Genomic DNA, 22,886 nt, shown 5'->3' on the forward strand with positions numbered 1-22,886 from the left:
GGCTTACTTGCCGACGGTGATCAGGATCAGCACCGAATAGACCACCGGCACCAAGGCCAGAGGCACCATCGCCAGCGCGACAATGCCAAAGGTCGCCACCGACAGGCCCCAAAGCACCAGGAACAGCAAAATTGCCAGCAGTATGCGGGCATCGCGGCTGATGGCGCCTTTGCGCAGAAGCGGTCCGAACAGGGGGGCGGTGGCGATGCCGGTGGCTTGGGTCATGGATGTCTCCGTTCAAAATGATGCCGCAGACATATGGGTTTTCCCGGCGGGGAACAGATGCGAATTGCCGCATCTGTTTTGTGCCTTCAGGTCAGCCGCGCCAGAAAGGCGGTCAGATCGTCGGTGTGGTGCTGGATGTGGTCGGCCTGATGCGGCGTTGGGGCCACATGAACCGTGCGCATGCCCATGGCAAAGGGGGCAGCCAGATTGCGCGGGTCGTCTTCGAACATCGCAGCTTTGGCCGGGTCAATCCCGTCTTGCGTGAAGATCGATTCGAAGGCTTCGCGTTCGGGTTTGGGCCGGTAGCCTGCATTTTCAACGCCGTAGATCGCGTCAAAGGCGGCGTCCAGCCCGCGGGCCTTTAGCACCTGCGCGGCATAGGGGGCGCTGCCGTTGGTATAGACGATCTTGCGGCCGGGCAGGCCCGCGATCAATTCTGCCAGCGCCGGATCAGGCTGCAACGCGTCAAAATTGATGTCGTGGACGTCGTGCAGATAGGCATCGGGGTCGATCTTATGTTCGCGCATCAAGCCGGCCAGCGTGGTGCCATAGGTCTTCCAATAGTGGCCGCGCAGGTGATCGGCGTGATCGCGTGCCACGCCGAGGCTGTCCATCACAAAGCGCGTCATCCGCTGTTCGATCTGGTCGAACAGACGCACAGCAGGCGGATAAAGGGTGTTATCGAGGTCGAACACCCACTGGGTGACATGTTTGAAATGATCGCGCGGCATGGCGGCACCCTATTGCGCGGCACAGGGCGCGGCAATGGGCATCTTGCATGTCAAAGCGTGAGCGCTATCCTGCGCAGACCGCGACCGGGAGGACAAATGCATGAGCCAGGGCAAGCCGCAGATCAAGGACGCCTATACGCTGATACTTGAGGCGATTGACGTTGGCACGTTCCGTCCGGGCGACCGGCTGGTCGAAAGCGATCTGGCGGACCGGTTTGGCGTGTCCCGCACGCCCATCCGTGAAGCGCTGCAACGGCTTGAAACGCAATCGCTTTTGGCGCGGGATGGGCGGTCTTTGATCGTCGCGTCGCTGGATCATAACCAGATGGCCGAACTCTATGTGGTGCGGGCCGAGTTGGAGGGGCTGGCGGCGCGTCTGGCGGCACGTCATGCCACGACCGAGGAAATCCGCGTGCTGCGCGATCAAGTCGATGAGGACCGCGCCTTGGTCAATGACCCGCCCGCCTTGTCGCGCGCCAACCGCCGGTTTCACAAGCAGATCCATCTGGCCTCGCACAACCGGTATCTGGTGCAGCAATTGGACCTTGTGCATCGGTCCATGGTCTTGATGGCAACCACGTCACTGGCCGCCGAAGGGCGGGGCGAGGTGGCGATGAACGAACATGAGGCCATTGTCGAAGCCATTGCCAAGCGCGATGAGGAGGCCGCCTATCGTGCATTGAAGGATCACATCTCGGTGGCGTTTGTGACCCGGTTGAAGGCCGACGCGCGATCCAACGAAACCTAAGCCTGCGGGTCAAGATCGCCGTCAGGGGCGGAATGCCCGTGAGAGGTCTTGTCCCAATAAAATGGCTTAACCACCAGTTCATAAAGCGCCTTATAGGCCGCCAAGACCCCGAGCGGGAAATAGAGCATCATCGTCGGCACCCATGGGAACAACTGCCGGTGCGGGCTGAGGGCAACGGCGGTCAGGCCGATCAATACGCAAAACGCCTCAGTGCTGAGGAACAGCCAGCCGATTTGGGTGACATGGCCAGAGGTTAGGCCCGTGACCGGCAGAAGCCCGGACAGCGAAATCAGCCAAAAGGACCAAAGCGCCGGGGCCAGCAGGAATTGCAGCAGTGCGGCCAGAAACATGATCTGAACGCCCGCAAACCCGGTCGCCCCCAGATCCGACCAAAGCTGCAAGGGGCGGCGCATGTGCACCAGATAGGTGACCATATACCCCTTTAGCCAGCGCGAGCGCTGTTTGACCCAGGGCCAAGCGCGGTTGTTCGCCTCTTCCCGCGTGACAGAGGGAACCAGCGCGGTTTTGTAGCCGTGCCGCGCCAGCCGCAGGCCCAGATCGGCGTCTTCGGTGACGTTATGGGCATCCCATCCGCGCACCTTCATCAGTGCTTCACGCCGGAAAAACACCGATGTGCCGCCCAGCGGAATAGCAAAGCCCAACCGCGCATAGCCGGGCAGCATCACGCGGAACCACGTGGCATATTCCACGGCAAAACAACGCGATAGCCAATTGGCCTTGCTGTTGTAGAAATCAAGGATCGCCTGCACGCAGGCCACCTGCGGGGGGGCGCGTTGGAAGGTGCCGACAACTTTATGCAACTGATCGGGGGCGGGGGCATCTTCGGCGTCGTAGATCCCGATAATATCGCCCCGGCAATAGCGGATGGCATAGTTCATCGCCCGCGGCTTGGTCTGAATAGACCCGCCCGGCACTTCGATCACCCGCATCCATTGGGGCAATTCGCAGCCCGCAAGCACCCCGCGCGTCTGATCGTCCCCCGCTTCAAGCACCAAGGCCACATCCAGCCGTGATTTGGGGTAGGTCAGGCGCGAAAGGCGATTGACCAAGGCCGAGGCGATATCCCCTTCGCGGAACAGCGGCACGAGGATAGACACCAGCGGATAACGGTCGGGCATCGGCAGGTTCATCGCCGGTCGCCGCTGCATCCGCAGGACATTGACCCAAGCCGCCACCTTTGCGACCTGTGCGGCCAACAGGCTGATCGTGGCGAGGGCCAGAACGCCAAGGAAAAACACCTGCGGCGCTAAGGCCAGCAGCCCCACTGCGCAGAGCCCAAGGCCCGCGCCAATCGCCGCACGGGCCGGGGTCCAGCGGTTCAGATCACGGCAGCTTTCATCGTCGGGCACCCAAGTTTCGGCCTGTTGCGCCATATCCTCGGCGCAGGTGGCGGCGATGAAATTGTGTATGTCCTGTTCGCTGCATAGCGCCATGATGATCGGACCAAGCCGCGCCTCAAGCGTAGGCCGAAGCGCGTCGAACGTGTCTGGCTGCGAGGTGGCGACCCACGTCGCAGGCCCCATATGCCCCCAAGGCAAAACGCAGTTCTGAAGGCAAAAATCCTGGCCAAGCCGCTGCATCAGCCCGGCATCGGGCGTCGACCGATCAAGCGAAAAGACCGTTGCGCCGGTATAGCGGGTCAGCATGTCCAGCCGCTGCACCGGGCTGATGGCCCCGATCCGTTGCGCCGTATCCATCAGCGACGCGCCGGTTAGCGCGGATTCGCCCAAGGCGCGGCGCAGCTGGGCGGGCCCAATTCCCCCGCGTTCCATCAGCAACCGGCCAATCGGCGGCTGATGCGTCCCTGAATTCGTTGCGTGCAAAGGCATCGGCGCCCCCCAAGTCTGTGCTTAGAGGACGCCGCTTAAGTTAAGATCAAGTTAATCTTGGTAGTTTGTTAAGCCGATTTCGCCATGGATTCGGCGAAACGCTCGAACAGGTAGAAGCTGTCCTGCGGGCCGGGGCTGGCTTCGGGGTGGTGTTGCACCGAAAAGACCGGGCGGTCTTTGATGCGGATGCCGCAGTTCGACCCGTCGAACAGCGACACATGGGTTTCTTCCACGCCCTCGGGCAGGCTTTGGGCATCAACCGCAAAGCCGTGGTTCATCGAGGTGATCTCAACCTTGCCGGTGGCGATTTCCTTGACCGGGTGGTTCGCACCGTGGTGGCCGTGGTTCATTTTGATGGTGCGTGCGCCAAGCGCCAGCGCCAGCATCTGGTGACCAAGGCAAATGCCGAACACCGGGATGTCGGTCTTGGCGAGGATATCGCGGATCATTGGCACGGCATAAACGCCCGTCGCCGCAGGATCGCCGGGGCCGTTCGACAGGAACAGACCATCGGGATTGTGCGCCATCACGTCTTCTGCTGTGGCGGTCGCGGGCAGAACGGTCACGTCGCAGCCAGCCGAGGCCAGACAGCGCAGAATGTTGCGCTTGGCACCGTAGTCTACGGCGACAACCTTGTGCTTGGCTTCGGTCTGACGGGCATAGCCATCCGGCCAGGCCCAACGCATTTCGTCCCAGTGATAGGATTGTGCACAGGTCACATCCTTGGCCAGATCCAGCCCTTCCAGACCCGAGAAGCCACGCGCCTTGGCAACCAGTGCCTCGGTGTCGAACTTGCCATCGGGGTTGTGGGCCAGCGCGGCATGCGGTGCGCCTTGCTGACGAATGGCGCGGGTCAGGCGGCGGGTGTCAATGCCGCCAATCGCGATGCGGCCACGCGCGGCCAGCCAATCGCCCAGTTCCTGCGTCGCGCGCCAGTTCGAGCTTTCGGTCGGCATCCATTTCACCACCATGCCAGCGGCCACCGGATCGCCGGTTTCATCATCATCGGCGTTCACGCCGACGTTGCCGATATGCGGGAAGGTGAAGGTCACGATCTGGCCCGCATAGGACGGGTCGGTCATGATTTCCTGGTAGCCAGACATGGCTGTGTTGAAGCAAAGCTCGGCCACGGTGTCACCTGTAGCGCCGAAGCCCTGACCGTAGAAGATGGTGCCGTCGGCAAGCGCAAGACATGCGGTTGGGGTGGCGGGCGTATTCTGTGCCATGGCGCGACTCTGTTCTTGTTCTGGGGCTAAATTTCGCGGAACCTATGCCCGCAAGGCGCTAGGGTCAAGACCGCCAAACGCACGGATTTGCCTGTGCCATCGCGCATGGTTGCGCCATCATTCGAGTTCGACTAAGTTCTCGATTTGCGAAACCCATGGGGATGATATTGGACATGGAACTGCGTGCCCGTGTGAATGCGGCTATCAAGCAAGCGATGAAGGATAAGGCGCAGGTGCGTCTGACCACGTTGCGTCTGATCAATGCGGCCATCAAAGACCGTGATATCGCGGCGCGCGGCGAAGGTCGCGAAGACGGGGTAGACGACAGCGAAGTGTTGGCAATCCTTGGGAAAATGACCAAGCAACGCCAAGAAAGCGCCCGTGCCTACGAAGAAGGCGGCCGCTTGGATCTGTCCGAACGCGAAGAGGCCGAGATCGAGATCATCGCCGAATTCCTGCCACGCAAACTGTCCGACGCTGAAGTGGCCGAAGCCGTTGACGAGGCTGTGCAGGAAGTGGGCGCAGAATCGATCCGCGACATGGGCCGCGTGATGGGCGTTCTGAAGACAAAATACACAGGTCAAATGGACTTTGGTGCGGTTGGACCGATGGTCAAAGACCGCCTTTGTGCCGGATGAACCCTGCTGGCCCCTTTCGAGGGGCCACATGCTGCCCAAAATAGCGGCAGTTACGGCGCAAGCGTCGGAAAAACATCCCGTAGTGAATTCATCTCATCTTTGTCCGTCAGGGGGAAACGCTCGGCAAAGCGGCTGCGCGACGAAAGTTGATTCAGCCGCGCGGTAAAGTTTTCGCCATGGTTCAGGATGTACATCACCGCAGGGGTGCGGAACGGGGTCAGGGGCAGGCCCGCCAGCTTGGCCAGATAGGGGAACATGCGGTGCTCATGCGCGGTCATTGCCTCTAGGAACTGCGCAGCCTCGGGCAGATCGGGGGTATAGCGGATCGCGGCGCAACTGCCGCACAGCTTCCAGAACGGTTTGCGGCGCAGTTTGGTCAGGGTTTGCGGACCGGTCACGCCAATGCAGTTGGATGCAAAATCGTTCACATAGCCCCGCACACACAGATAGCCGCCGGGGTCTTGCCGCGTCAGCATCTCGGCCACGGCATCGCGGTGCAACAGGTCATCCGCGTCAAACGGCATCACATAACCCGAGGGCATGGGCGTGTCGCGCAGATCGCGGCACAGCGCCCCTTGCTTTTGCCATTTGTCGTTGCCGTCGACCTGATCGGTGAAAGGCAGAAACCGGATGCGCGGATCGTCGGGCAGGTCGGGCATTGTCTGGCTACAGATCACCGCCTCCCACCGCGGGTCGGACTGGTTCAGGAAACTTTGCAGGGTGGCGGAAAGACGAGCCTGAATCTCGGGCCAGTTCTGGACGTGATGCGGCGCAACCAAGGGCAGGATAAAGCGCACCCGTTCCGGCGCGGGCAGGGCGCGGCCCTTGCCCGCCAGTCGCAACCGCAGCGCCGCCTGTTCGGACGCGGCAGGCCCCGCCAGCCCAAGCGCCGCCTTCGCCCCCAAAGCACGCACCAACCCCAACCGCAATGCGCGGCGCAGTTTCGGGACCGGGGGGATTTGCTTCATATCGGGCCTCGTGGCGGTCAGGGACGCGCCAACTGCCTGATCCTTTGGCTCAGATCTGCATATAGCGCTTTGCGTTCGTCTTCGCTCAAAAACGCGCCGATCTCAACCTCGCGCCCGCTGCCTTTTAGGGTCACGTAGAACGGAACGGGGCCGCCGTTTTCATGCAAGGACACGCTGACCCAATAGGTGTTGCTGTTCCAATGCCTTTCCGGCCCGCGCGGATCACGGCGGACCAAATGCGCCTCTGTCGGGTCGAGGGTCAGAACCTCAAGGATTTGCCGGTCGCGGCCGTTCTTTTCCAATGCGTACCACATGCCGAACAGGGCCAGCAGCAAAAAGGGCAACAGCCCCCAAAGCAGCACCGTTCCCAGCACCGCCGACAGCGGGACCAACAGCATCACAAAGGTCGCCAGCACAAAGGCCGCCAGCCCCTTGGGCGGCAGGGAGTTGTGGGGCCAGAGGGTCAACTTGGTCTGACCATCCGGGGCCGGGGGCGTCCAACGGTAGGGCATAGGGTGTGCCTGACAATCTTGACTGCGGAAAGTGGCTCCGCCTCGCATATTTAACCTCAGATCGGCCTAAGGCAAGCGGCCAGATTCCAGCGCATGGGCCCAATCGGGGCGGTCATTGGCGCGGGCCATTTCTGCCATGCGGCTTGGGTCGTAGGGGATGGCGATTTGCTCAACCGTCCAGCTGCGGGCGCTGCGTTGGGCGATGGCATAGCGCGCGGCGGGCGATCCGGTTTCGACCCGGTGCGGCGTGGGCATGTCATCGCTATAGGCCGGGCAGCCAACGCTGCCGGGATTGACGATCAACAGCTTGCCATGGCGCAGCACGCGCGGCACATGGCTATGCCCGCACAGCGCAAGGCTGACGCCGGACCAGTCGCCCTTGGTGCGGGCGGTGATTTCGCCCGGTGTGGCCAGCCGCGTGTGGCCATCGGCCGTGACGGTTTCAAGCCAATAGACCTCATCCAAAGTCGGGGTCGCGTGGCACAGCAGGATGTCCCCATCCAGCCGCTGAATGCGGGGCAGGGTGGCCAGCCATTCCATATCGGACAGGCCAAGCTGGTCATGGGCAACCCGGTCGGACGGGTGCATGTCCTGCGCCGATTGTTCGATCAGATACCGGTCGTGATTGCCGCGCACGGTGGGCATGGGATTGGCCCGCAGGATTCGTGCGGTGCGACCGGCATCCAGCGGCCCGCTAAAGCAGTCACCTAGGTTCACCATCCCATCGACCCCGCGCGAAGCGATGTCGCGCAGAACCGCGTCCAGCGCGTCGGCATTGCCATGAATGTCAGCGATAACAGCGATCCGGTCCATGAGGGTATGAAACGCGACCAAGCCCCGGTCTGGCAAGGCAAAACGCACCGCCCCCGGATGCAAAAAGGCCCCGGACGATGCCGGGGCCTTTTCGGTGTCTCAGATCAAGCAAGGCTTAGTGCGCGTGCTTGTTGTCCCACTCTTCCTGCTTGGGCAGGATTTCGAAGGTGTGCTCCGGCGGCGGCGAGGGCAGGGTCCACTCAAGAGTGTCTGCATACTCGTTCCACGGGTTCGGACGGGTCTCTTTGCGGCCAGCCAGAACGGTGTGGATTACAATGCCGAAGAACAGCAGGAACGATGCGAAGGAGAGCAGGGCGCCCCACGACGATACTTCGTTCCACAGCGAGAATGCCTCAGGATAGTCGATGTAACGACGCGGCATGCCCTGACGGCCCAGGAAGTGCTGCGGGAAGAACGTCACGTTTACACCGATGAAGAACATCCAGAAGTGCAGCTTGCCCAGGGTTTCGTTGTACATACGGCCTGTCATCTTTGGCAGGTAGAAGTAGATCCCCGCAAAGATGGTAAAGGCGGCACCCATCGACATGGTATAGTGGAAGTGCGCAACGACGTAGTAGGTGTCGTGATACGCGCGGTCCACGCCAGCCTGCGACAGAACGATACCGGTCACACCACCGATGGTGAACAGGATCAGGAAGCCGAAGGCGAACAGCATCGGGGTTTTGAACTCAACCGAGCCGCCCCACATGGTCGCAATCCACGAGAAGATCTTAACGCCGGTCGGAACCGCGATGACCATCGTGGCCAGCATGAAGTAGGATTGCTGGGTCAGCGACATGCCAACGGTGTACATGTGGTGCGCCCACACGACAAAGCCAAGTGCGCCGATCGCGATAAGTGCCCAGACCATCGGCAGGTAGCCAAAGACCGGCTTTCGCGAGAAGGTCGAGAACACGTGGCTGACAAGGCCAAAGCCCGGCAGGATCACGATGTACACTTCGGGGTGGCCGAAGAACCACAGGATGTGCTGATACAGGATCGGGTCACCGCCGCCAGCAGGCTGGAAGAAGGTGGTGCCGAAGTTACGGTCGGTCAGCAGCATGGTGATGGCGCCAGCCAGAACCGGCAGCGACAGAAGGATCAGCCATGCGGTGATGAACACCGACCAAGCGAACAGCGGCACTTTGAACAGGGTCATGCCCGGTGCGCGCATGTTCAGGAAGGTGGTGATGATGTTGATCGCGCCAAGGATCGACGAAGCACCCGAAACGTGAACGGCGAAGATCGCCAGATCCATCGAGTAGCCGCCTTCCGAGGTCGACAGCGGCGGGTACAGAACCCAGCCCACACCCGAACCAAGCTGGTCGTTGCCGCCCGGCGACAGAACCGAACATACGGCCAGCGTGGTGCCGGCGAAGTACAGCCAGAACGACAGGTTGTTCATACGCGGGAACGCCATGTCCGGCGCGCCGATCTGAAGCGGCATGAAGTAGTTGCCGAACCCGCCGAACAGGGCGGGAATAACCACGAAGAACATCATCAAGATGCCGTGGCCGGTGATCAGAACGTTCCACAGGTGGCCGTTCGGGGTACAGCCCTCGGCACCGGCGCTGAACAGACGTGCACCTTCAAGGCACATGAACTGCACGCCCGGATCCATAAGCTCCAGTCGCATGTAAACGGTGAACGTCACCGATACGAGGCCCGCGAGGGCCGAGACGATCAGGTAAAGGATCCCGATGTCTTTGTGGTTGGTCGACATGAACCAACGGGTAAAGAACCCGCGGTTGTCTTCATGTTCGTGGCCATGAATGGCGGCGTCTGCCATATCTGCCTCCTGCTGGTGATACTGATAGGGCGCAAGAAGGAATCCCTTGCGCCCCTGATGTCCTGATGCGGTTTTAGAATGTGACTAACTAGCGGGCAATGGCCGGATTTGACGCAGATCAAACAATTTTGTCGCAGTCCGTCGGCAAAACTCGGCCAAAACGCTGGTGTTCGGCGGGGTGGCCGGGCGCGTCTGGACTTGAAATGGGCGTTAAAATGCCCAAGGTGTTTTCGCGCAGTGTCGATTTAAAGTATTTTTTTACAGTGGGTTAGGTCGAATTTTCGTGTGCTTTTGCGGTGTCGGCGCGGATGCGGTCTGCCGTCCAAACCGCCCAAAGCGCACCGCAAGTGGCCCATTTCTACGACCATAGGCTCATCTTCCGCGATAAGGTCATTATTTCCAGACTGGCGGAACAAATCCGCCTCGGCGAAAGTTGCAGACATAACGATTGCACTGGTTTTCGCCGAAAGGATACCTCTGATGGCCTATTTTGACCAAAGCTACCTTCTGGAACGCCGCAACCTGCGCCAGCGTTTTGCCAAGCTGCTTCAGACGCCTTTTGATGACCGCCAGCAGGCTTTGGCCAATGAGGTCGTGCGATTGCGTGCCATGTCCGATGCAGATCTCGCCGCCCGCGGTATTGCCCGCGAAAACATTCTGTTCCACGTCTTCGGCGCGCGGCGTCAGGCCTGATTAAAGACCTCATCGAATTGGCGGCGCAGCGCGACGTCCAGATCATCCATGGTGACGGGCAGGCCCAGATCGACAAGGCTCGTTACGCCATATTCCGTAATCCCGCAGGGCACGATGCCGGTGAAATGCTCAAGCTCTGGTTCGACGTTGATCGAAATGCCGTGAAAGCTGACCCATTTGCGCAGGCGAATGCCGATGGCGGCGATTTTATCCTCGGCCACTTTCCCGGTGATCGTCTTAGGCCGGTCGGGCCGTTCGATCCAGACGCCGACGCGCCCTTCGCGGATATGGCCGTTCAGGTTGAATTCGCCCAATGTGGCGATCACCCATTCCTCTAGCATCTCAACAAAGCGCCGCACGTCCTTGCCGCGCTTGCCCACGTCCAGCATGACATAGACCACCCGTTGGCCCGGCCCGTGATAGGTATATTGCCCGCCGCGCCGCGTGTCATAAACCGGAAACCGGTCCGGGTCGGTCAGATCTTCGCGCTTGGCGCTGGTGCCTGCGGTGTAAAGCGGGGGATGTTCGATCAGCCAAATGCATTCTTCGGCTTCTCCTGCGGCGATTTTCGCGGCGCGGTCTTCCATAAACTGCAAGGCATCCTCATACGAGGTCAGCCCGTCGGTTGTGATCCATTCCACCATGCCAAACATCCGATTGCGTCTGTGGGCCTTGGGGCTATCAGGTTTTGTCCTCGGGGAATAGTGCGTTTGCAGCAAAATCCTTGGAACCGAAGGCGACGTATTGCGTTTCTCAGATATGGAAACGTTCTACTCTCCCAAAGTCCGCCCGAACCGGAATGTGTGTGTTCTTCTGAACAGCCGATCCGGCACGGCCAATCATGATCAGGTTCGCGCGGCCGTCGATCGCGCCAGCCGCAGCAATCGCATTCGGTTTGAATTGCGTGTCTTGGAGCAGGGAAGCAACCTGCGCCGGATCGTTTCCGATGCCGTGGGCGCGTCTTTCGATACGGTGGTCGCGGCTGGCGGTGATGGCACGATCACCGGCGTGGCCTCGGCGCTTCAGGGCACGGGCGCCACGATGGGCATCTTGCCGCAAGGCACGTTTAACTATGTGGCGCGGGGGCTTGGTATCCCGCTGGATGTAGATCGGGCGATTGACCTGATCGCCGAAGGCCACACCCGTGATTTTCCCGTGGGTCATGTGAACGGGCAGGTCTTTTTGAACAACGCCAACCTTGGGCTTTATCCTGAGGTGCTGAAACAGCGCGAGGGCACGTATAAACGCTGGGGCCGCAGCCGGATTGCCGCGCATTGGAGCGTGCTGCGCACCTTTCTGACCTTCCGCAAATCCATGCGCGTGGATCTGACGGTCGATGGTCAAACGCATCACTTGAAAACCCCGCTGATCTTTGTCGCCCGCAGCGCATACCAATTGGAGTCCTTCGGGCTGGCAGGGGCCGACCAGGTGCGCGACGGGAAACTGGCGGTGTTTGTTGCGCCAAGGATGTCGCGTGCGGCCTTGCTGACACGGGCTTTGCGGCTGGCGGGCAACGGGATGCAGGAAACCCGCGATTTCATGCTATTCTGCGGCGATGACGTCGAAATCACCACCCGCCGCAGCGAACGCACCGTCGCCATGGATGGCGAACGCATGTTGATGCGCGGCCCGTTCCGGTTTGGCGTGGCCCGCAACCGGCTTCAGGTGATCGCGCCGCGGCTGAACAGTGCATGACGCGGATCGTCCATATCTCCGACCTGCATTTCGGCCGCGACCGGCCCGAACTGCATGAGCCTTTGTTGTCACACATCAACGGGTTAAAGGCCGATTTGGTGGTGGTCTCGGGGGATTTGACCCAACGCGCCCGCACCCGCCAATTCAGGCAGGCCCGCCGGTTTCTGGACCGGATCGAAGCGCCGCTTTTATGCGTTCCGGGCAATCATGACATTCCGTTCTTCAATCCGCTGATGCGGCTGCTGCATCCATTCTTGCCGTTCAAGCGCCATATCAGTCCGGCGACAGAGCAGGTGGTGCAGGTGGCCAGCGGCCCGGTGGTGGGGGTGAACACCGTCGATCCCAAGGCGTGGCAGCGCGGGGCCTTGCGCAGCTCTAGCCTTGCCCGGCTTGCCCGCGCCTTTGAGCGCCCAGACGGCCAAGGGCTGGCCATTGCCGTCATGCACCATCCACCCGAACAGGGCGAAGGGGCACAAAAAACGCCCATGCTTGGCGCAGCATCGGCCTTGATGCAGCTGCGCGATTGTGGGACGGACATTATCCTATGCGGCCACATGCACGTCTGGCGCGTCTCGCCCGTGCGCACGGCGGGTGGCGTTTTGTTGGTGCAGGCGGGCACCGGCCTGTCATCGCGGCTGCGCGGGCACCCCAACGACCTGAACCTGTTAATCCTTTCCGGCCAGGCCGTGCAAATCGAACGCCACGCCGCCGAGGGCAAACAGACCGAATTTCGCTGCATTTCCCGCAGCGCTTTCTACAAACCCGCCGGGATGTGGCGCAGCCGTAAAGGAATTTGAACCAAGCGGAATTTTTCCTCTTTTCATCGCTGGCGGCAGCCAGTATACGCCCCACACGCTAGACAGTGCGGTCGTGGCGGAATTGGTAGACGCGCAGCGTTGAGGTCGCTGTTCCTTAACCGGAGTGGAAGTTCGAGTCTTCTCGACCGCACCAACTATCCCAGACAATTTGAACCCTTTACGCATTCTGTGGTGCGCGGCGTGGCAGGCCTGTTGGCCTTTGTCCCTTTGGCGCAAACGTGCCTTTCAAAAAATCACTGCGGTTTTCGGAAGTTTATCCCGCTGCTTGGGTGTTATACCCCATCGCAACCCTATGATCTGAAAATAAAAAGGCAGGCCGCGCGGGCCTGCCAGTTCAGGGAATAGTCTGTGTTTACTGCGTGACGCCGCTAATGAATGTCAGCAGTTGCGGGCCAAGCGTTTCGTCGGCGGTGCCGATATGTTCGACAATCGAAATGTGGTTGTGACCGGGGGCCGACGCGATCAGGGGCAGGCGGCTATCGCGGGTGTTCAGCGCCTCGATCAACAGGCGGGTCTGGTCGCTGATGACCGCCGGTTCGTTCTGAGCATAGCCCACCAGAACAGGGATCTTACGCCCGTCCACCGCCGTCACCACTGATTGCGCCGACCGGTCTCCATCCGTGCCATAGTACAGCGCGTCGCGGGCCGGATCGACCTCGCGGGCGGTCAGGTCCACCGTGGGCGGCGAGATCAGGATCGCACCAACCACGCCGTCTTCGACATTTTGCAGCTCTTCGCGGAAAGTGTAGTCGGCCACATGCATCGATCCGGCGGAATTGCCCGCGATTACAATGCGACCCGCATCCAATCCATTGGCCGAGGCATTGTCCTGCAACCAGCCCAACGCCGCCGCCAGATCCTGCGCGCCCGAGGGCCACTGGTTGTCAGGCGCAAAGCGGTAGTTGATCAGCGCCGCCGCATAGCCCGCGCGGGCCAGATAGCGCCCGATGTTGGACACATCGCCCTTGTCGCCGCGCACGAACCCGCCGCCATGGACAAAGACCACCACCGGCACAGGGCCGGTTGCGCCTTCTGGCAGGTAAAGATCAAGCCGGTTGCGGTCATGCTCGCCATAGGTCTGATCGGCCAGCACCGTAACACCGGCACCGGTGTCGGCGGCATGCAGGGGCTTATACAGCCCCATGGTGCCACCAACCATTTCGCGGCTCAACTCGCTGCCCAGTTCGGGCAGTTTGGCCGCGATTTCGGGCGTGTTGGCCACCTGCGCACCAACCGATGTGCAGGCAAGCCAAAAGAGGCCGGTCGCAGCGACCAGCTTGGACGTCATCGTCATGTCATTCCTCCTTATGACAATATGAAGGCGTTACAGCCCCAGCAAATTGGCCGCGTTGTCGTAGCAGACCATGCGACGCTCTTCGTCGCTAAGCGGGGCGGCTTCGATCCATTCGCCGGCTTCCTCGGGCCGTTCGAACGGGTAGTCTACGGAAAACAGAACGCGGTCCGCGCCTGCCATATCCAGCGCACAGCGCAGCGGCGCATCTGCGCACATGCCAGATGTGGTCATCCAGACGTTTTCGCGGAAATAGGCGGACGGGGCCTTGTTCAGGCGCATCTCGCCGCGGTTCGAAATCTCCCAGCGGCTATCAAGACGCCATAGCAGATAGGGCAGGGTTTCGCCCAAGTGCCCAAGGATCAGTTTGGCGTTGGGATAGCGGTCAAAGGTGCCGGAAAACACCAGCCGCAGCGCATGGGTCGCGGTTTCCACCGTCCAAGACCAGACCGGCCCCCAAAGTTCGGGGTGGTCATTGTACATATGCACCTGTTCGGGTGGGTTGTTGGGGTGGATATAGACCGGCACCCCCAGATCCGAGGCGCGTTCCCAGAACGGGGCATAGCGGTCATCATCCAGATAGGTGCCGCCCGTCTGCCCGTTGATCATCGCGCCCTGCATGCCCAGATCGCGCACGCAGCGTTCCAACTCATTCGCGGCCTCTGCCGGGTCTTGCATGGCCAGATGCGCAAAGCCGCCGTAACGGTTGGGCTGTTTGGCCATTTCCTCGGCCAGAAAATCATTGGCCTTGCGGGCCAAACTCACCGCCGTTTCGGTGCGCTTTTCGGCCTGAACGCCGGGGCCTGCCAGCGACAGAACCGACTTTTCCACGCCGATTACATCCATCGCGGCCAGACGACGTTCGCCGAAATCCAGCAGCGCCTCGCGGGCTTTGCCGAACAGCGCCGGGCTGATATTGCCCGAGGTCTTGCCGAAATAGTCGAAGAAGTCGGGATGCATGAAATGCTCTTCCAGAGCAATCTTCGGGGTCTTGGTCATGTGTCGGTCCTTCATAGTTCGAAGATTTTCTTTTCTGTTTTGTGCAGACAATCGCTGACGCCATTTTCTGTCACAAGGTAGTTGTCGCAGATGACGGCAAAGACGCGGCCATCATCATATCCGGGGTGCACCGCTAGGCACATGTTTTCGGCCAGCGGCATGGTTTCATCCCGGCGGATCAGCGGGCGTTCGACCATTTCGCAGCCCTGCCCATGGGCATAAAGGCGCGTCTCGGGCGGCAGGCCATGCTCCATCATCCACGTATCATGGGCGGCGGCGATATCGGCAGGCATCGCGCCGGGGCGCATCAGCGATAGCGTATGATCCTGCGCCGCGCGAACGTTTTCAAAGGCTTGCAACAGGTGATCATCGGCTTTGCCCAGAACCATCGTGCGGGCGATTTCCAGATAAAGACCGCCGGGGCCGTTCACCTCGATCAGCATCGACATATGATCGCCCTGCTGCAAGCTGCGGGTCTGGAAGGGCCGGTTCATGAACCGCGACGGCGATCCCATCGGAGCCGACAGGCCAAGATAGATCCCCTGATCCGACCCAAGCCTACGCCCCACACCTTCGGCATAGGCCGCCACATCCCGGTCGGTCAGGCCGGGGCGGATGAAGTCGCAGACCTCGGCAAAGACCTGATCTTGCAAAGCGGCGGTCTGGCGGATCAGCGTGATTTCCTCGGGGCTTTTGGGGGCCTTGGCGATGTCCAGCGCCTCGGTCGCATCGACGCAGTCAAATGCCGAAAGGCCAGTCATCAACCCATGGGGCAGGGCGGCGGGGCACAGCAGGCCAATCCGCTTTGCTCCGGCATCGTTCAGCGCCTGAACCACCAATTCGGTGTCATAATCGATGGTGTAGCTGACCGAATGGAACGACGGCGTGCCAAGCGTGCGCCCAACCCCGCGCGTGGCCCGGTCACCGGGCGCCGCAGGGCGATCCGTTTCAAAGGCGCCCATTTCGACGATGGTCATGGGCCGGTCGGGGAAAAACACCACCGTGCGCGGATAGCCATTGTTGGCAGGCACATCCGTCAGCCAGCGCACATAGCCGCCAATCCAGTCTTCGCGCGCTTGGCAGATCAGGGCATCCAGCCCCAGATCGGCCATCACCTTGCGCGTGACAGACCAGCGCCGTTCCAGCTCGGCATCAGAGATCGGAGAGTTCGTCATGTATCCAGCCTTTCGGTAAGAGCCGCCACGCCGCCACGGGCGTATTCGGCCACATGGGCCTGAAGGATCGGTAGGGCCTGTTCGTGATAGACATCGGCAAAGCCGCCGATATGGGGCGTGATGATCAGGTTCGGCAGATCCCAAACCGGGTCATCAGGCTTCAAGGGCGAGCGGGCAAAGACATCCAGCGCCGCGCCCGCAATGCTGCCCGACCGCAGCGCATCGGCCAGCGCGTCCTCATCGACACAGCCGCCACGGGCGATGTTGACCAAATAGGCGCTGGGTTTCATTGCCGCCAAAACCTCGGCGTCTACGATGTGATGCGTGGCGGCGCTATAGGGGGTCAGCACGATCAGAATATCGGCCTCGGCGGCGGCTTGGGCCAGATCCGCGCGGGCGTAGATCTTGTCAAAGCCGGGGGCCTCGGTCCGCCCGCCAGAGACGCCGGTCAAGCGCACGCCCATGGCTTTCAGCACGCCCGCCATATGTTCGGCAATCGCGCCAAGCCCTAGCACGCAAACGGTTTTCCCCGATAGCAGCGATTGCGGCTTGCGTTGCCAGACATGGGCGGCCTGATTGGCCAGTGTGCCGGGCAGATCGCGCAGACAGGCCAGCGTCAGCATCAACGCCAATTCGGTCATTTGCGGCCCGTGGATGCCCCGGCAATTGGTGATCGCCAGCCCTTTGCGCCCCAGCAGATTGTCAACGCCCGTGGTCAGCGCCTGTACCCACTCAAGCCCCGGCGCGGCATCCAGCAGGCGCGGTGACAGATAGGGCGCAAGCCCGATGATCGCCGTGGTGTCAGCGGCATGGGCCAGCGCCTCATCCTCGGTGGTGGCGGTGCGGATGGTCAAATCCGGGTGGGCCGCCGTGATGTGCCGGGCATAGAACGCGGCTTCGGAGTCAAAGATCAAAATGCTCATGTCATACCTCAGTACAGAAGGTTCGGCAGCCACAGCGCAATCGCAGGCGCGATGAACAGCAGCACGATCAGAACAATCGGCGCGGCCAGAAAGGGCAGGATCGCCGAATAGAGCGCCTTCATCGGAACGTCCGGCACTTGGGCGCGGATGATGAACAGGTTCATACCGACGGGCGGCGTGATCAGCCCAAGCTCAACCAACAGCGCCACCAGAACGCCGAACCAGATCGGGTCAAACCCATAGCCCACGACGATGGGCAGGAAGACCGGAACCGTGATCAGCACCATGCCGATGCCTTCCAGAAAACAGCCCAGAACGATGTAGATCACCACGATCAGCGTCATCACCATAAAGGCCGACATCCCGGCGTTTTCGGCCAAGCCCAGCAGCGTATCGGGCAGGCGGGTTTGCACCACGAAGTTGGAAAACAGCGTCGCGCCGACGATGATCATGAACAGGGCGCAGGACACGGCGACGCTTGATTTGATCGCCTGCACCAACCCGTCCAGCGTCAGCCCGCCTTTCCATGCGCCGAGCACGATTGCGCCGAAAGCGCCGATCGATGCGGCCTCGGTCGGGCTGAACAGACCCGCGTAGATGCCGCCGATGGTCAGCAGGAACAGCAGCCCGAATTGCCAGGGCTTGCGCAGCGCGGCAAGGCGTTCACGCAGGCTGGCGGGGCGTTCGGTCGGGGCCGCGCCGCCTTTGCCCGCCACGATCATCGCGACCGCCACATATAGCAGCATCAGCAGGATGCCCGGCAGCATCGAGGCCGCGAACAGCCGCGCCACCGAGGTTTCGGTGATTGAGCCATAGATCACCAGAATGATCGACGGCGGGATCAGAATGCCAAGCGATCCGCCCGCAGCGACGGTTGCCGCCGAATAGCCGGTGTCATAGCCCGCGCGGCCCATTTCCGGCATGGCGATGCGCGTCATGCTGGCGGCGGTCGCAACCGAACTGCCGCAGATCGCACCGAAGGCGCCCGATGCGGCCAGTGTGGCAATGCCCAATCCCCCGCGCAGCCCCGACAGCATCACGCGGGCGGCGTTGAACAGCTCAGCCGACATGCGTGACCCGGTGGCGATTTCACCCATCAGAATGAACAACGGGATAACCGACAGGTTATAGTTTGAGGCCACGTCAAACATGGTGGTGCCAGCCACGAATTTCGACGCCATCAGCCCGTTCAGCGCCCAGTTTCCGCCAATGCCGATCACACCCAAGGCCAGCCAGACCGGTTGGCGCAGGAACAGCATCGCCAGCATGACACCGATACCACCAAGTCCTAGTGCAAAGCTGCTCATAGCGCGTGCTCCTCGTCGGGGGTGGCGGCAGGGCGCTGAAACGCGCTGCGCAATTGCAAAACATAGGCCCAGAAGATGCCGATCAGCCCGGCAAAGGCGACCAGCCACAGCGGCCATTTGGGAATGCCCAGCTCTAGCGAACGCTCGCCCCATTGCCACGCGTCCAGCGCGGGCTGGATCATCGACCACGTCAGGAAGGCAAACAGCACAACGCCGGTCAGGGCGGCCACGATGCCTAGCCCTTGCAACCCGCGCGGGGGCAGGACGGCGTCGATCAGGTCAATCAAGATCTCGCCTCGGGCGGCGACCACCGGGATGATGCCGAAAAAGGTCATGAACAGCAGGGCGATGCTGACGATGTCATAGGCGCCTTGCAGCGGCATGTTGAACACGGCCCGCAAGACCACATCGCCCACAACGGTCAGCATCATGACCACAAGCGACAGGCAGGCCAGCCCATGGGCGGCACGGGTGATTAAATCGGGTTTGGCGGGGCGGAGTGTCATGTTTGGGCCTTTTGAAAGGGTGCCGGTCCGCCGCAGCAGCGGACCGGCACTTGGTGGGTCACTTGGTGTAGGCGCTCAGGAAACCTGCACCGGCGTCACCCGCCGTCTTCAACGCAGCATCGGAAATGGACGAGAATACTTCCCTGAGCGTTCCGATCTGTGCGTCATCCAGTTGAACGATGTTCACCCCTGCTTCGACCATGTAGGCACGGCCTTCGGCTTCGCCTGCGTCCCATTTCGATCCGAACCAAGCGGCGCGGTCGGGGCCGGTGGTTTCATCCACCAGCTTTTGCAGCTCGGGCGACAGGCGGTTGTAGGCGGCATCGCTCATGACCACGGCAAAGGTCGCGGATGCCAGACCCGGCTCCATCGAATAGTCGGTAACCGGACCCAGATCGAAGGCTTTGGTGGCCTCGAACGGGAAGGTGGCACCGTCCACCACGCCTTTGCCCATGGCATCGGCAGTTTCGGCAGGCGGAACCGGCACTGGGGCCGCGCCAAGCGCTTCGATGATCTGCTGCCAGGTTGACCCGGCATAGCGGATGCGCAGGCCCTTCAGGTTGTCCAGATTGCTGGGGTCGGACTTGGCCAGATTGACCTTCAGTGGCGGCGTGACGGCCATCCACAGAATGCGCGTGCCACCATGTTCCGCCGCCAGATATTCCGGCGCTAGTTCCGTCAGACGACGCGAGGAAATCGCGCTGGCATCGCCTTGGGCCGGGTGCGTCAACGGCAGGCCCGCCAATTCGGTCATCGGGAACCGTCCCGGCGTCAGCGCGTGCAGGAAGATCGCGATATCGGCACCGCCCGAGCGGACCAGATCAAACTGGCGCGGCGGCGGGCCAAGCTGGGCGGCGGGGAACACTTCGAGCTGAAGCTCTCCGCCGGATTTTTCCGACAGCTCGTTGCCCCATTCCTTGATCGCGGTCACGAAGGTGTGGACCGGCGGCAGGAAGGTGGTGACCTTCAGCGTTTCGGCCCACGCGCCCCCGGCCATCAGGCCGGTCATCAGCGCGGCTGCGGCGATGGTTGATTTCAATGTCATTTCAGTTCCTCCCAGAATTGGCGGTCACGCCGCCTTGGCGGTGGACAAACTCCACCCATGCCCGCGCAAACCCCTTCGCGCGGGTGTTTCGGTATTCGCGATTGGCAGAGCGTCAGAAGTTGACGCGGTCGCCCCCCTTCAGGCCCAGAATCTCGCGGGCCTCGTCTGGGGTTGCGACCTCACACCCCAGTTCTTCAATGATCTTGCGCACCTTCGCGACCTGCTGCGCATTGCTTTCGGCCAGCACGCCGCGGCTGATGAACAGGCTGTCCTCAAGCCCGACGCGCACATGGCCGCCCATCTGGGCCGCCGCCGCCGCCAGCGGGGTCTGCGCCGACCCTGCGGCCAGAACCGACCAGCGATAGCTGTCGCCAAACAGTTTGTCGGCGGTCTTTTTCATGAAGACCAGGTTCTCGATATCCGCGCCGATGCCGCCAAGAATGCCCATGACGAACTGAATAAAGATCGGCGCTTTGAACAGGCCGATATCTACGCAGAACTTCAGGTTATAAAGATGCCCAACGTCATAGCATTCATGTTCGAACTTGATGTCATGCGGGGCCAGCGTGGTTGCGGCCTCTTTGATATCGCGGAAGGTGTTGCGGAAGATGTTGCCGTCGGAATTGGCGACATAGTCCTTTTCCCAATCGAACTTCCAATCGTCATAGCGTTTGGCCAGCGGATGAAAGCTGAAGTTCATCGAACCCATGTTCATCGAACACATTTCGGCGCTGAAGGTCGCGGCGGGGTTGATCCGGTCCTGAATGGACAGGGTCAGCGACCCGCCGGTCGAGATATTCACCACCGCATCAGTGGCCTGCTTGATCCGGCCAAGGAAGGGCTTGAAATCCTCAGGATCGACCGAGGGCGCGCCGGTTTCATTGTTGCGCGCATGCAGGTGCAGGATCGACGCGCCCGCTTCGGCGGCGTCAATCGCCTGGGTGGCGATATCGTCATAGGTATAGGGCAGGGCGTCCGACATGGTGGGCGTGTGGATCGCCCCGGTCACCGCGCAGGTGATGACGGTCTTTTGTTTGGCCATGGTTAGTCTCCTTTGCGCTTTTCCGGGAACCGGACACGAAATCCGAGCGGGAAAAGTTGCAGATCAAAACGGTTGCGAATGAAGCCCCAGACGCCTTTGGGCGCTTTCAGCATGACGACGATGGCCACGGCCCCAAGCACCAGCAGATAGGTGGTGCCAAGGTCGGCCAGCGTTTCACGCAGGGCGAAGAAGATCAGGGTGCCGATGATCGGCCCTTCGATGGTGCCAATGCCGCCGATGACGACGATAAAGATCACGAAAGCCGTCCAGTCATTGACGCTGAAGGCGGCATCGGGCGAAATCCGCAGCTTTTGCAGAAAGATCAGCCCGCCGACCATGGCGGTCATCGCGGCTGTGACGACATAGACCAGAAACTTGGCGCGCAGGATATCGATGCCCAGCGATCCGGCCGCCAGTTCATTGTCGCGGATGGCGGTCAGGGCCAGCCCCTTGCGCGACCGCAGGAACAGATAGACCGCTGCCACCACGCCAGCCGCCGCCGCTAGCGCCAGCCAATAGCTAAGGGCTTCGCGTCCGCTGCGCGATGCGGCCAGCGACTTGACGATATCGACCGGCAGGGATGACCCCGACCCGCCGCCAAGCGCGCTGATCTGGGCAAAGACCAGACGGAACACCTCGGCCATGACCCATGTGCCAATGGCGAAATAGGCGCCCCGCAGGCGGAACAATAGCGCCGCCACCGGGATCGACACCGCCGCTGCGATCACCCCCGACAGGCCAATCGCCACGATGGGATGCAGGCCTGCGAACATCGTCAGGGCAAACAGCATATAACCGCCCAATCCAACAAAGGCCTGCTGCCCGACCGAAACAAGCCCCGCATAGCCTGCCATCAGGTTCCACAGGCTGGCCAGCGCCAGATAGAGGAACAGCTCGCTCAGCAGGCGCATATCGGCGCGGCCCGCCCACCAGGGCGCGGCAATCAGGGCGGCCATCACCACAACGCCGATCAGGGCGGCAATGCGGGCTTCGCGGGTGGTGCGCGTGACGGAATAATCGTTCAGGTTCATGCCGCTACCCTCGGGAACAGGCCATTGGGACGCACGGCCAGGATCAGAAGAAACACGATATGCCCGGCCAATAGCTGCCAGCCCGGATCAATCTTGGCGCCGATGGTCTGGGCCACGCCCAGGATCACGCCGCCTGCCAAGGTGCCCCAAAGGTTGCCCAAGCCGCCGATGATCACCGCCTCAAAGCCAAAGATCAGGCGGCCCCCGCCGATCGACGGGTCAAAGCTGGTGCGGATGCCAAGGAACAGCCCCGCAATCGCCGTGACTGCCAGCGCCAGCGCCATGGCAAGGCCGAAGACATGCGCTTTGTTCAGGCCCATCAACTGGGCGATGTCTTGGTTGTCTGACGTTGCACGGAAGGCGCGGCCAAGGGGCGTGCGGTAGAACACCCATTGCAGGCCTGCGATCACCGCTATGGCCACAAGCATGGTCAGAACCGGCAACCAGCCCAGCGTCAGCCCCCCCAGATCGAAACTGGCGGTTTCCAGTGCGCCTGCGTTCATTTTCTGCGGATCGGCGGTGTAGACTTCAAGCAGCGCGTTTTGCAGGATCACCGAGATCCCGAAAGTCACCAGCAGGGGCGGCAATAGATCGTCGCCCAGCGTCTGGTTCAGAATGCCCCGTTGCAGCGCATAGCCAATCGCCGCCATGGCAGGCACCACGACAATCAGCGCCAAAAGCGGATGCACCCCAAGTGCGACGGTTGTGGTCAGCCCCAGATAGGCGGCCAGAACGATCAGGTCGCCATGGGCGATATTCACCAGCCGCATGACCCCGAAAATCAGGCTAAGCCCCGCCGCGAACAGGGCATAAAGCCCGCCCAGCAAGGTGCCTTGTACGATTGCGTTTAGCCAATCCATC

General features: G+C 61.5%; 24 protein-coding genes and 1 tRNA gene. 6 read left to right on the forward strand and 19 right to left on the reverse strand.

Annotated elements, in window-relative coordinates:
- Nucleotides 1–3: 3 nt before the first annotated feature.
- On the reverse strand, nt 4–225 hold the full coding sequence (locus PRI8871_RS05285) for a hypothetical protein (protein ID WP_108885104.1): 222 nt from the start codon (nt 223–225) through the stop codon (nt 4–6).
- Nucleotides 226–311: 86 nt separating this feature from the next.
- On the reverse strand, nt 312–956 hold the full coding sequence (locus PRI8871_RS05290) for a pyrimidine 5'-nucleotidase (protein ID WP_108885105.1): 645 nt from the start codon (nt 954–956) through the stop codon (nt 312–314).
- Nucleotides 957–1,056: 100 nt separating this feature from the next.
- On the opposite strand from PRI8871_RS05290, the gene PRI8871_RS05295 reads away from it, so the two are divergent.
- Nucleotides 1,057–1,704 (forward strand): GntR family transcriptional regulator, encoded by a 648-nt coding sequence (locus PRI8871_RS05295; RefSeq protein WP_108885106.1) that lies wholly within the window; start codon nt 1,057–1,059, stop codon nt 1,702–1,704.
- Here the strand turns inward: PRI8871_RS05295 and PRI8871_RS05300 are convergent.
- Both PRI8871_RS05300 and carA read right to left on the reverse strand, forming a co-directional pair.
- Complete coding sequence (locus PRI8871_RS05300; protein WP_245897770.1) at nt 1,701–3,554, reverse strand: glycosyltransferase; 1,854 nt, start codon at nt 3,552–3,554, stop codon at nt 1,701–1,703. The two genes, PRI8871_RS05295 and PRI8871_RS05300, sit on opposite strands and share 4 nt — an antisense overlap.
- A gap of 68 nt (nt 3,555–3,622) precedes the next feature.
- Nucleotides 3,623–4,780, reverse strand: a complete 1,158-nt coding sequence (gene carA / locus PRI8871_RS05305) for a glutamine-hydrolyzing carbamoyl-phosphate synthase small subunit (RefSeq protein WP_108885107.1) — start codon at nt 4,778–4,780, stop codon at nt 3,623–3,625.
- 173 nt (nt 4,781–4,953) lie between these two features.
- Between carA and PRI8871_RS05310 the strand changes: the two genes are divergently transcribed.
- Entirely contained in the window at nt 4,954–5,418 is a 465-nt protein-coding gene (locus PRI8871_RS05310) for a GatB/YqeY domain-containing protein (RefSeq protein WP_108885108.1), read from the forward strand.
- Between the two features lie 50 nt (nt 5,419–5,468).
- On the opposite strand, the gene PRI8871_RS05315 is transcribed toward PRI8871_RS05310, so the two are convergent.
- The 4 genes from PRI8871_RS05315 to ctaD all read right to left on the reverse strand — a co-directional run bounded on the left by PRI8871_RS05315 (nt 5,469) and on the right by ctaD (nt 9,500).
- Nucleotides 5,469–6,386 (reverse strand): hypothetical protein, encoded by a 918-nt coding sequence (locus PRI8871_RS05315; protein WP_108885109.1) that lies wholly within the window; start codon nt 6,384–6,386, stop codon nt 5,469–5,471.
- Nucleotides 6,387–6,403: 17 nt separating this feature from the next.
- Nucleotides 6,404–6,898: a DUF2244 domain-containing protein gene (locus tag PRI8871_RS05320; RefSeq protein ID WP_108885110.1), complete on the reverse strand. Its 495-nt coding sequence runs from the start codon at nt 6,896–6,898 to the stop codon at nt 6,404–6,406.
- Between the two features lie 66 nt (nt 6,899–6,964).
- Entirely contained in the window at nt 6,965–7,711 is a 747-nt protein-coding gene (locus tag PRI8871_RS05325) for a metallophosphoesterase family protein (RefSeq protein ID WP_108885218.1), read from the reverse strand.
- 115 nt (nt 7,712–7,826) lie between these two features.
- On the reverse strand, nt 7,827–9,500 hold the full coding sequence (gene ctaD, locus PRI8871_RS05330; protein WP_108885111.1) for a cytochrome c oxidase subunit I: 1,674 nt from the start codon (nt 9,498–9,500) through the stop codon (nt 7,827–7,829).
- 480 nt (nt 9,501–9,980) lie between these two features.
- Here ctaD and PRI8871_RS05335 point away from each other — a divergent pair, with 480 nt between their 5' ends.
- Nucleotides 9,981–10,193, forward strand: coding sequence for a hypothetical protein (locus PRI8871_RS05335; protein WP_108885112.1), 213 nt, complete (start codon nt 9,981–9,983; stop codon nt 10,191–10,193).
- On the opposite strand, the gene lipB is transcribed toward PRI8871_RS05335, so the two are convergent.
- Nucleotides 10,184–10,837: a lipoyl(octanoyl) transferase LipB gene (gene lipB / locus PRI8871_RS05340; protein WP_108885219.1), complete on the reverse strand. Its 654-nt coding sequence runs from the start codon at nt 10,835–10,837 to the stop codon at nt 10,184–10,186. The two genes, PRI8871_RS05335 and lipB, sit on opposite strands and share 10 nt — an antisense overlap.
- A 115-nt stretch (nt 10,838–10,952) precedes the next feature.
- On the opposite strand from lipB, the gene PRI8871_RS05345 reads away from it, so the two are divergent.
- The 3 genes from PRI8871_RS05345 to PRI8871_RS05355 all read left to right on the forward strand — a co-directional run bounded on the left by PRI8871_RS05345 (nt 10,953) and on the right by PRI8871_RS05355 (nt 12,839).
- Nucleotides 10,953–11,888: a diacylglycerol/lipid kinase family protein gene (locus PRI8871_RS05345; protein WP_108885113.1), complete on the forward strand. Its 936-nt coding sequence runs from the start codon at nt 10,953–10,955 to the stop codon at nt 11,886–11,888.
- The gene (locus PRI8871_RS05350) at nt 11,885–12,685 is read left to right on the forward strand and encodes a metallophosphoesterase family protein (RefSeq protein WP_108885114.1); all 801 of its coding nucleotides are present in this window, start codon (nt 11,885–11,887) and stop codon (nt 12,683–12,685) included. The genes PRI8871_RS05345 and PRI8871_RS05350 overlap by 4 nt, the downstream gene beginning before the upstream one ends.
- A 67-nt stretch (nt 12,686–12,752) precedes the next feature.
- Nucleotides 12,753–12,839 (forward strand) — tRNA-Leu (locus tag PRI8871_RS05355).
- Between the two features lie 219 nt (nt 12,840–13,058).
- On the opposite strand, the gene PRI8871_RS05360 is transcribed toward PRI8871_RS05355, so the two are convergent.
- From PRI8871_RS05360 to PRI8871_RS05405, 10 genes are all read right to left on the reverse strand, one after another.
- Nucleotides 13,059–14,000, reverse strand: a complete 942-nt coding sequence (locus tag PRI8871_RS05360; protein WP_108885115.1) for an alpha/beta hydrolase — start codon at nt 13,998–14,000, stop codon at nt 13,059–13,061.
- A gap of 30 nt (nt 14,001–14,030) precedes the next feature.
- The gene (locus tag PRI8871_RS05365; protein WP_108885116.1) at nt 14,031–14,996 is read right to left on the reverse strand and encodes an amidohydrolase family protein; all 966 of its coding nucleotides are present in this window, start codon (nt 14,994–14,996) and stop codon (nt 14,031–14,033) included.
- Nucleotides 14,997–15,007: 11 nt separating this feature from the next.
- A complete protein-coding gene (locus PRI8871_RS05370; protein WP_108885117.1) occupies nt 15,008–16,171 on the reverse strand; it encodes a M24 family metallopeptidase in 1,164 nt (387 codons plus the stop codon).
- Nucleotides 16,168–17,094 (reverse strand): D-2-hydroxyacid dehydrogenase, encoded by a 927-nt coding sequence (locus PRI8871_RS05375; RefSeq protein WP_108885118.1) that lies wholly within the window; start codon nt 17,092–17,094, stop codon nt 16,168–16,170. The genes PRI8871_RS05370 and PRI8871_RS05375 overlap by 4 nt, the downstream gene beginning before the upstream one ends.
- 8 nt (nt 17,095–17,102) lie before the next feature.
- Nucleotides 17,103–18,401, reverse strand: a complete 1,299-nt coding sequence (locus tag PRI8871_RS05380) for a TRAP transporter large permease (RefSeq protein WP_219928996.1) — start codon at nt 18,399–18,401, stop codon at nt 17,103–17,105.
- Nucleotides 18,398–18,907, reverse strand: a complete 510-nt coding sequence (locus PRI8871_RS19770) for a TRAP transporter small permease (protein WP_108885120.1) — start codon at nt 18,905–18,907, stop codon at nt 18,398–18,400. Before PRI8871_RS19770 ends, PRI8871_RS05380 begins: the two co-directional genes overlap by 4 nt.
- 58 nt (nt 18,908–18,965) lie before the next feature.
- Nucleotides 18,966–19,952 carry a TRAP transporter substrate-binding protein gene (locus PRI8871_RS05390; RefSeq protein WP_108885121.1) on the reverse strand — a complete coding sequence of 329 codons (987 nt, stop codon included), beginning with the start codon at nt 19,950–19,952 and terminating at the stop codon, nt 18,966–18,968.
- A gap of 112 nt (nt 19,953–20,064) precedes the next feature.
- A complete protein-coding gene (gene kce / locus PRI8871_RS05395) occupies nt 20,065–20,994 on the reverse strand; it encodes a 3,5-dioxohexanoate:acetyl-CoA acetone transferase (protein WP_108885122.1) in 930 nt (309 codons plus the stop codon).
- Nucleotides 20,995–20,996: 2 nt separating this feature from the next.
- Nucleotides 20,997–22,025, reverse strand: coding sequence for a branched-chain amino acid ABC transporter permease (locus PRI8871_RS05400; RefSeq protein WP_108885123.1), 1,029 nt, complete (start codon nt 22,023–22,025; stop codon nt 20,997–20,999).
- Nucleotides 22,022–22,885: a branched-chain amino acid ABC transporter permease gene (locus PRI8871_RS05405; protein ID WP_108885124.1), complete on the reverse strand. Its 864-nt coding sequence runs from the start codon at nt 22,883–22,885 to the stop codon at nt 22,022–22,024. Before PRI8871_RS05405 ends, PRI8871_RS05400 begins: the two co-directional genes overlap by 4 nt.
- Nucleotide 22,886: the final 1 nt, after the last annotated feature.

The sequence above is a fragment of the Pseudoprimorskyibacter insulae genome (genome assembly GCF_900302505.1).
In the GTDB taxonomy this organism is placed as follows: domain Bacteria; phylum Pseudomonadota; class Alphaproteobacteria; order Rhodobacterales; family Rhodobacteraceae; genus Pseudoprimorskyibacter; species Pseudoprimorskyibacter insulae.

What these genes read in the sequence shown, in the direction of transcription:
- PRI8871_RS05335 (WP_108885112.1), top strand. Translation starts at nt 9,981, where the DNA reads ATGGCCTATTTTGACCAAAGCTACCTTCTGGAACGCCGCAACCTGCGC.
- kce (WP_108885122.1), bottom strand. Translation starts at nt 20,994, where the DNA reads ATGGCCAAACAAAAGACCGTCATCACCTGCGCGGTGACCGGGGCGATC.
- PRI8871_RS05400 (WP_108885123.1), bottom strand. Translation starts at nt 22,025, where the DNA reads ATGAACCTGAACGATTATTCCGTCACGCGCACCACCCGCGAAGCCCGC.
- PRI8871_RS05350 (WP_108885114.1), top strand. Translation starts at nt 11,885, where the DNA reads ATGACGCGGATCGTCCATATCTCCGACCTGCATTTCGGCCGCGACCGG.
- PRI8871_RS05310 (WP_108885108.1), top strand. Translation starts at nt 4,954, where the DNA reads ATGGAACTGCGTGCCCGTGTGAATGCGGCTATCAAGCAAGCGATGAAG.
- PRI8871_RS05300 (WP_245897770.1), bottom strand. Translation starts at nt 3,554, where the DNA reads ATGCCTTTGCACGCAACGAATTCAGGGACGCATCAGCCGCCGATTGGC.
- PRI8871_RS05360 (WP_108885115.1), bottom strand. Translation starts at nt 14,000, where the DNA reads ATGACGATGACGTCCAAGCTGGTCGCTGCGACCGGCCTCTTTTGGCTT.
- PRI8871_RS05320 (WP_108885110.1), bottom strand. Translation starts at nt 6,898, where the DNA reads ATGCCCTACCGTTGGACGCCCCCGGCCCCGGATGGTCAGACCAAGTTG.
- carA (WP_108885107.1), bottom strand. Translation starts at nt 4,780, where the DNA reads ATGGCACAGAATACGCCCGCCACCCCAACCGCATGTCTTGCGCTTGCC.
- PRI8871_RS05375 (WP_108885118.1), bottom strand. Translation starts at nt 17,094, where the DNA reads ATGAGCATTTTGATCTTTGACTCCGAAGCCGCGTTCTATGCCCGGCAC.
- PRI8871_RS05295 (WP_108885106.1), top strand. Translation starts at nt 1,057, where the DNA reads ATGAGCCAGGGCAAGCCGCAGATCAAGGACGCCTATACGCTGATACTT.
- PRI8871_RS05405 (WP_108885124.1), bottom strand. Translation starts at nt 22,885, where the DNA reads ATGGATTGGCTAAACGCAATCGTACAAGGCACCTTGCTGGGCGGGCTT.
- PRI8871_RS05345 (WP_108885113.1), top strand. Translation starts at nt 10,953, where the DNA reads ATGGAAACGTTCTACTCTCCCAAAGTCCGCCCGAACCGGAATGTGTGT.
- PRI8871_RS05370 (WP_108885117.1), bottom strand. Translation starts at nt 16,171, where the DNA reads ATGACGAACTCTCCGATCTCTGATGCCGAGCTGGAACGGCGCTGGTCT.
- PRI8871_RS19770 (WP_108885120.1), bottom strand. Translation starts at nt 18,907, where the DNA reads ATGACACTCCGCCCCGCCAAACCCGATTTAATCACCCGTGCCGCCCAT.
- ctaD (WP_108885111.1), bottom strand. Translation starts at nt 9,500, where the DNA reads ATGGCAGACGCCGCCATTCATGGCCACGAACATGAAGACAACCGCGGG.
- PRI8871_RS05325 (WP_108885218.1), bottom strand. Translation starts at nt 7,711, where the DNA reads ATGGACCGGATCGCTGTTATCGCTGACATTCATGGCAATGCCGACGCG.
- PRI8871_RS05315 (WP_108885109.1), bottom strand. Translation starts at nt 6,386, where the DNA reads ATGAAGCAAATCCCCCCGGTCCCGAAACTGCGCCGCGCATTGCGGTTG.
- PRI8871_RS05390 (WP_108885121.1), bottom strand. Translation starts at nt 19,952, where the DNA reads ATGACATTGAAATCAACCATCGCCGCAGCCGCGCTGATGACCGGCCTG.
- PRI8871_RS05290 (WP_108885105.1), bottom strand. Translation starts at nt 956, where the DNA reads ATGCCGCGCGATCATTTCAAACATGTCACCCAGTGGGTGTTCGACCTC.
- PRI8871_RS05285 (WP_108885104.1), bottom strand. Translation starts at nt 225, where the DNA reads ATGACCCAAGCCACCGGCATCGCCACCGCCCCCCTGTTCGGACCGCTT.
- PRI8871_RS05365 (WP_108885116.1), bottom strand. Translation starts at nt 14,996, where the DNA reads ATGACCAAGACCCCGAAGATTGCTCTGGAAGAGCATTTCATGCATCCC.
- lipB (WP_108885219.1), bottom strand. Translation starts at nt 10,837, where the DNA reads ATGGTGGAATGGATCACAACCGACGGGCTGACCTCGTATGAGGATGCC.
- PRI8871_RS05380 (WP_219928996.1), bottom strand. Translation starts at nt 18,401, where the DNA reads ATGAGCAGCTTTGCACTAGGACTTGGTGGTATCGGTGTCATGCTGGCG.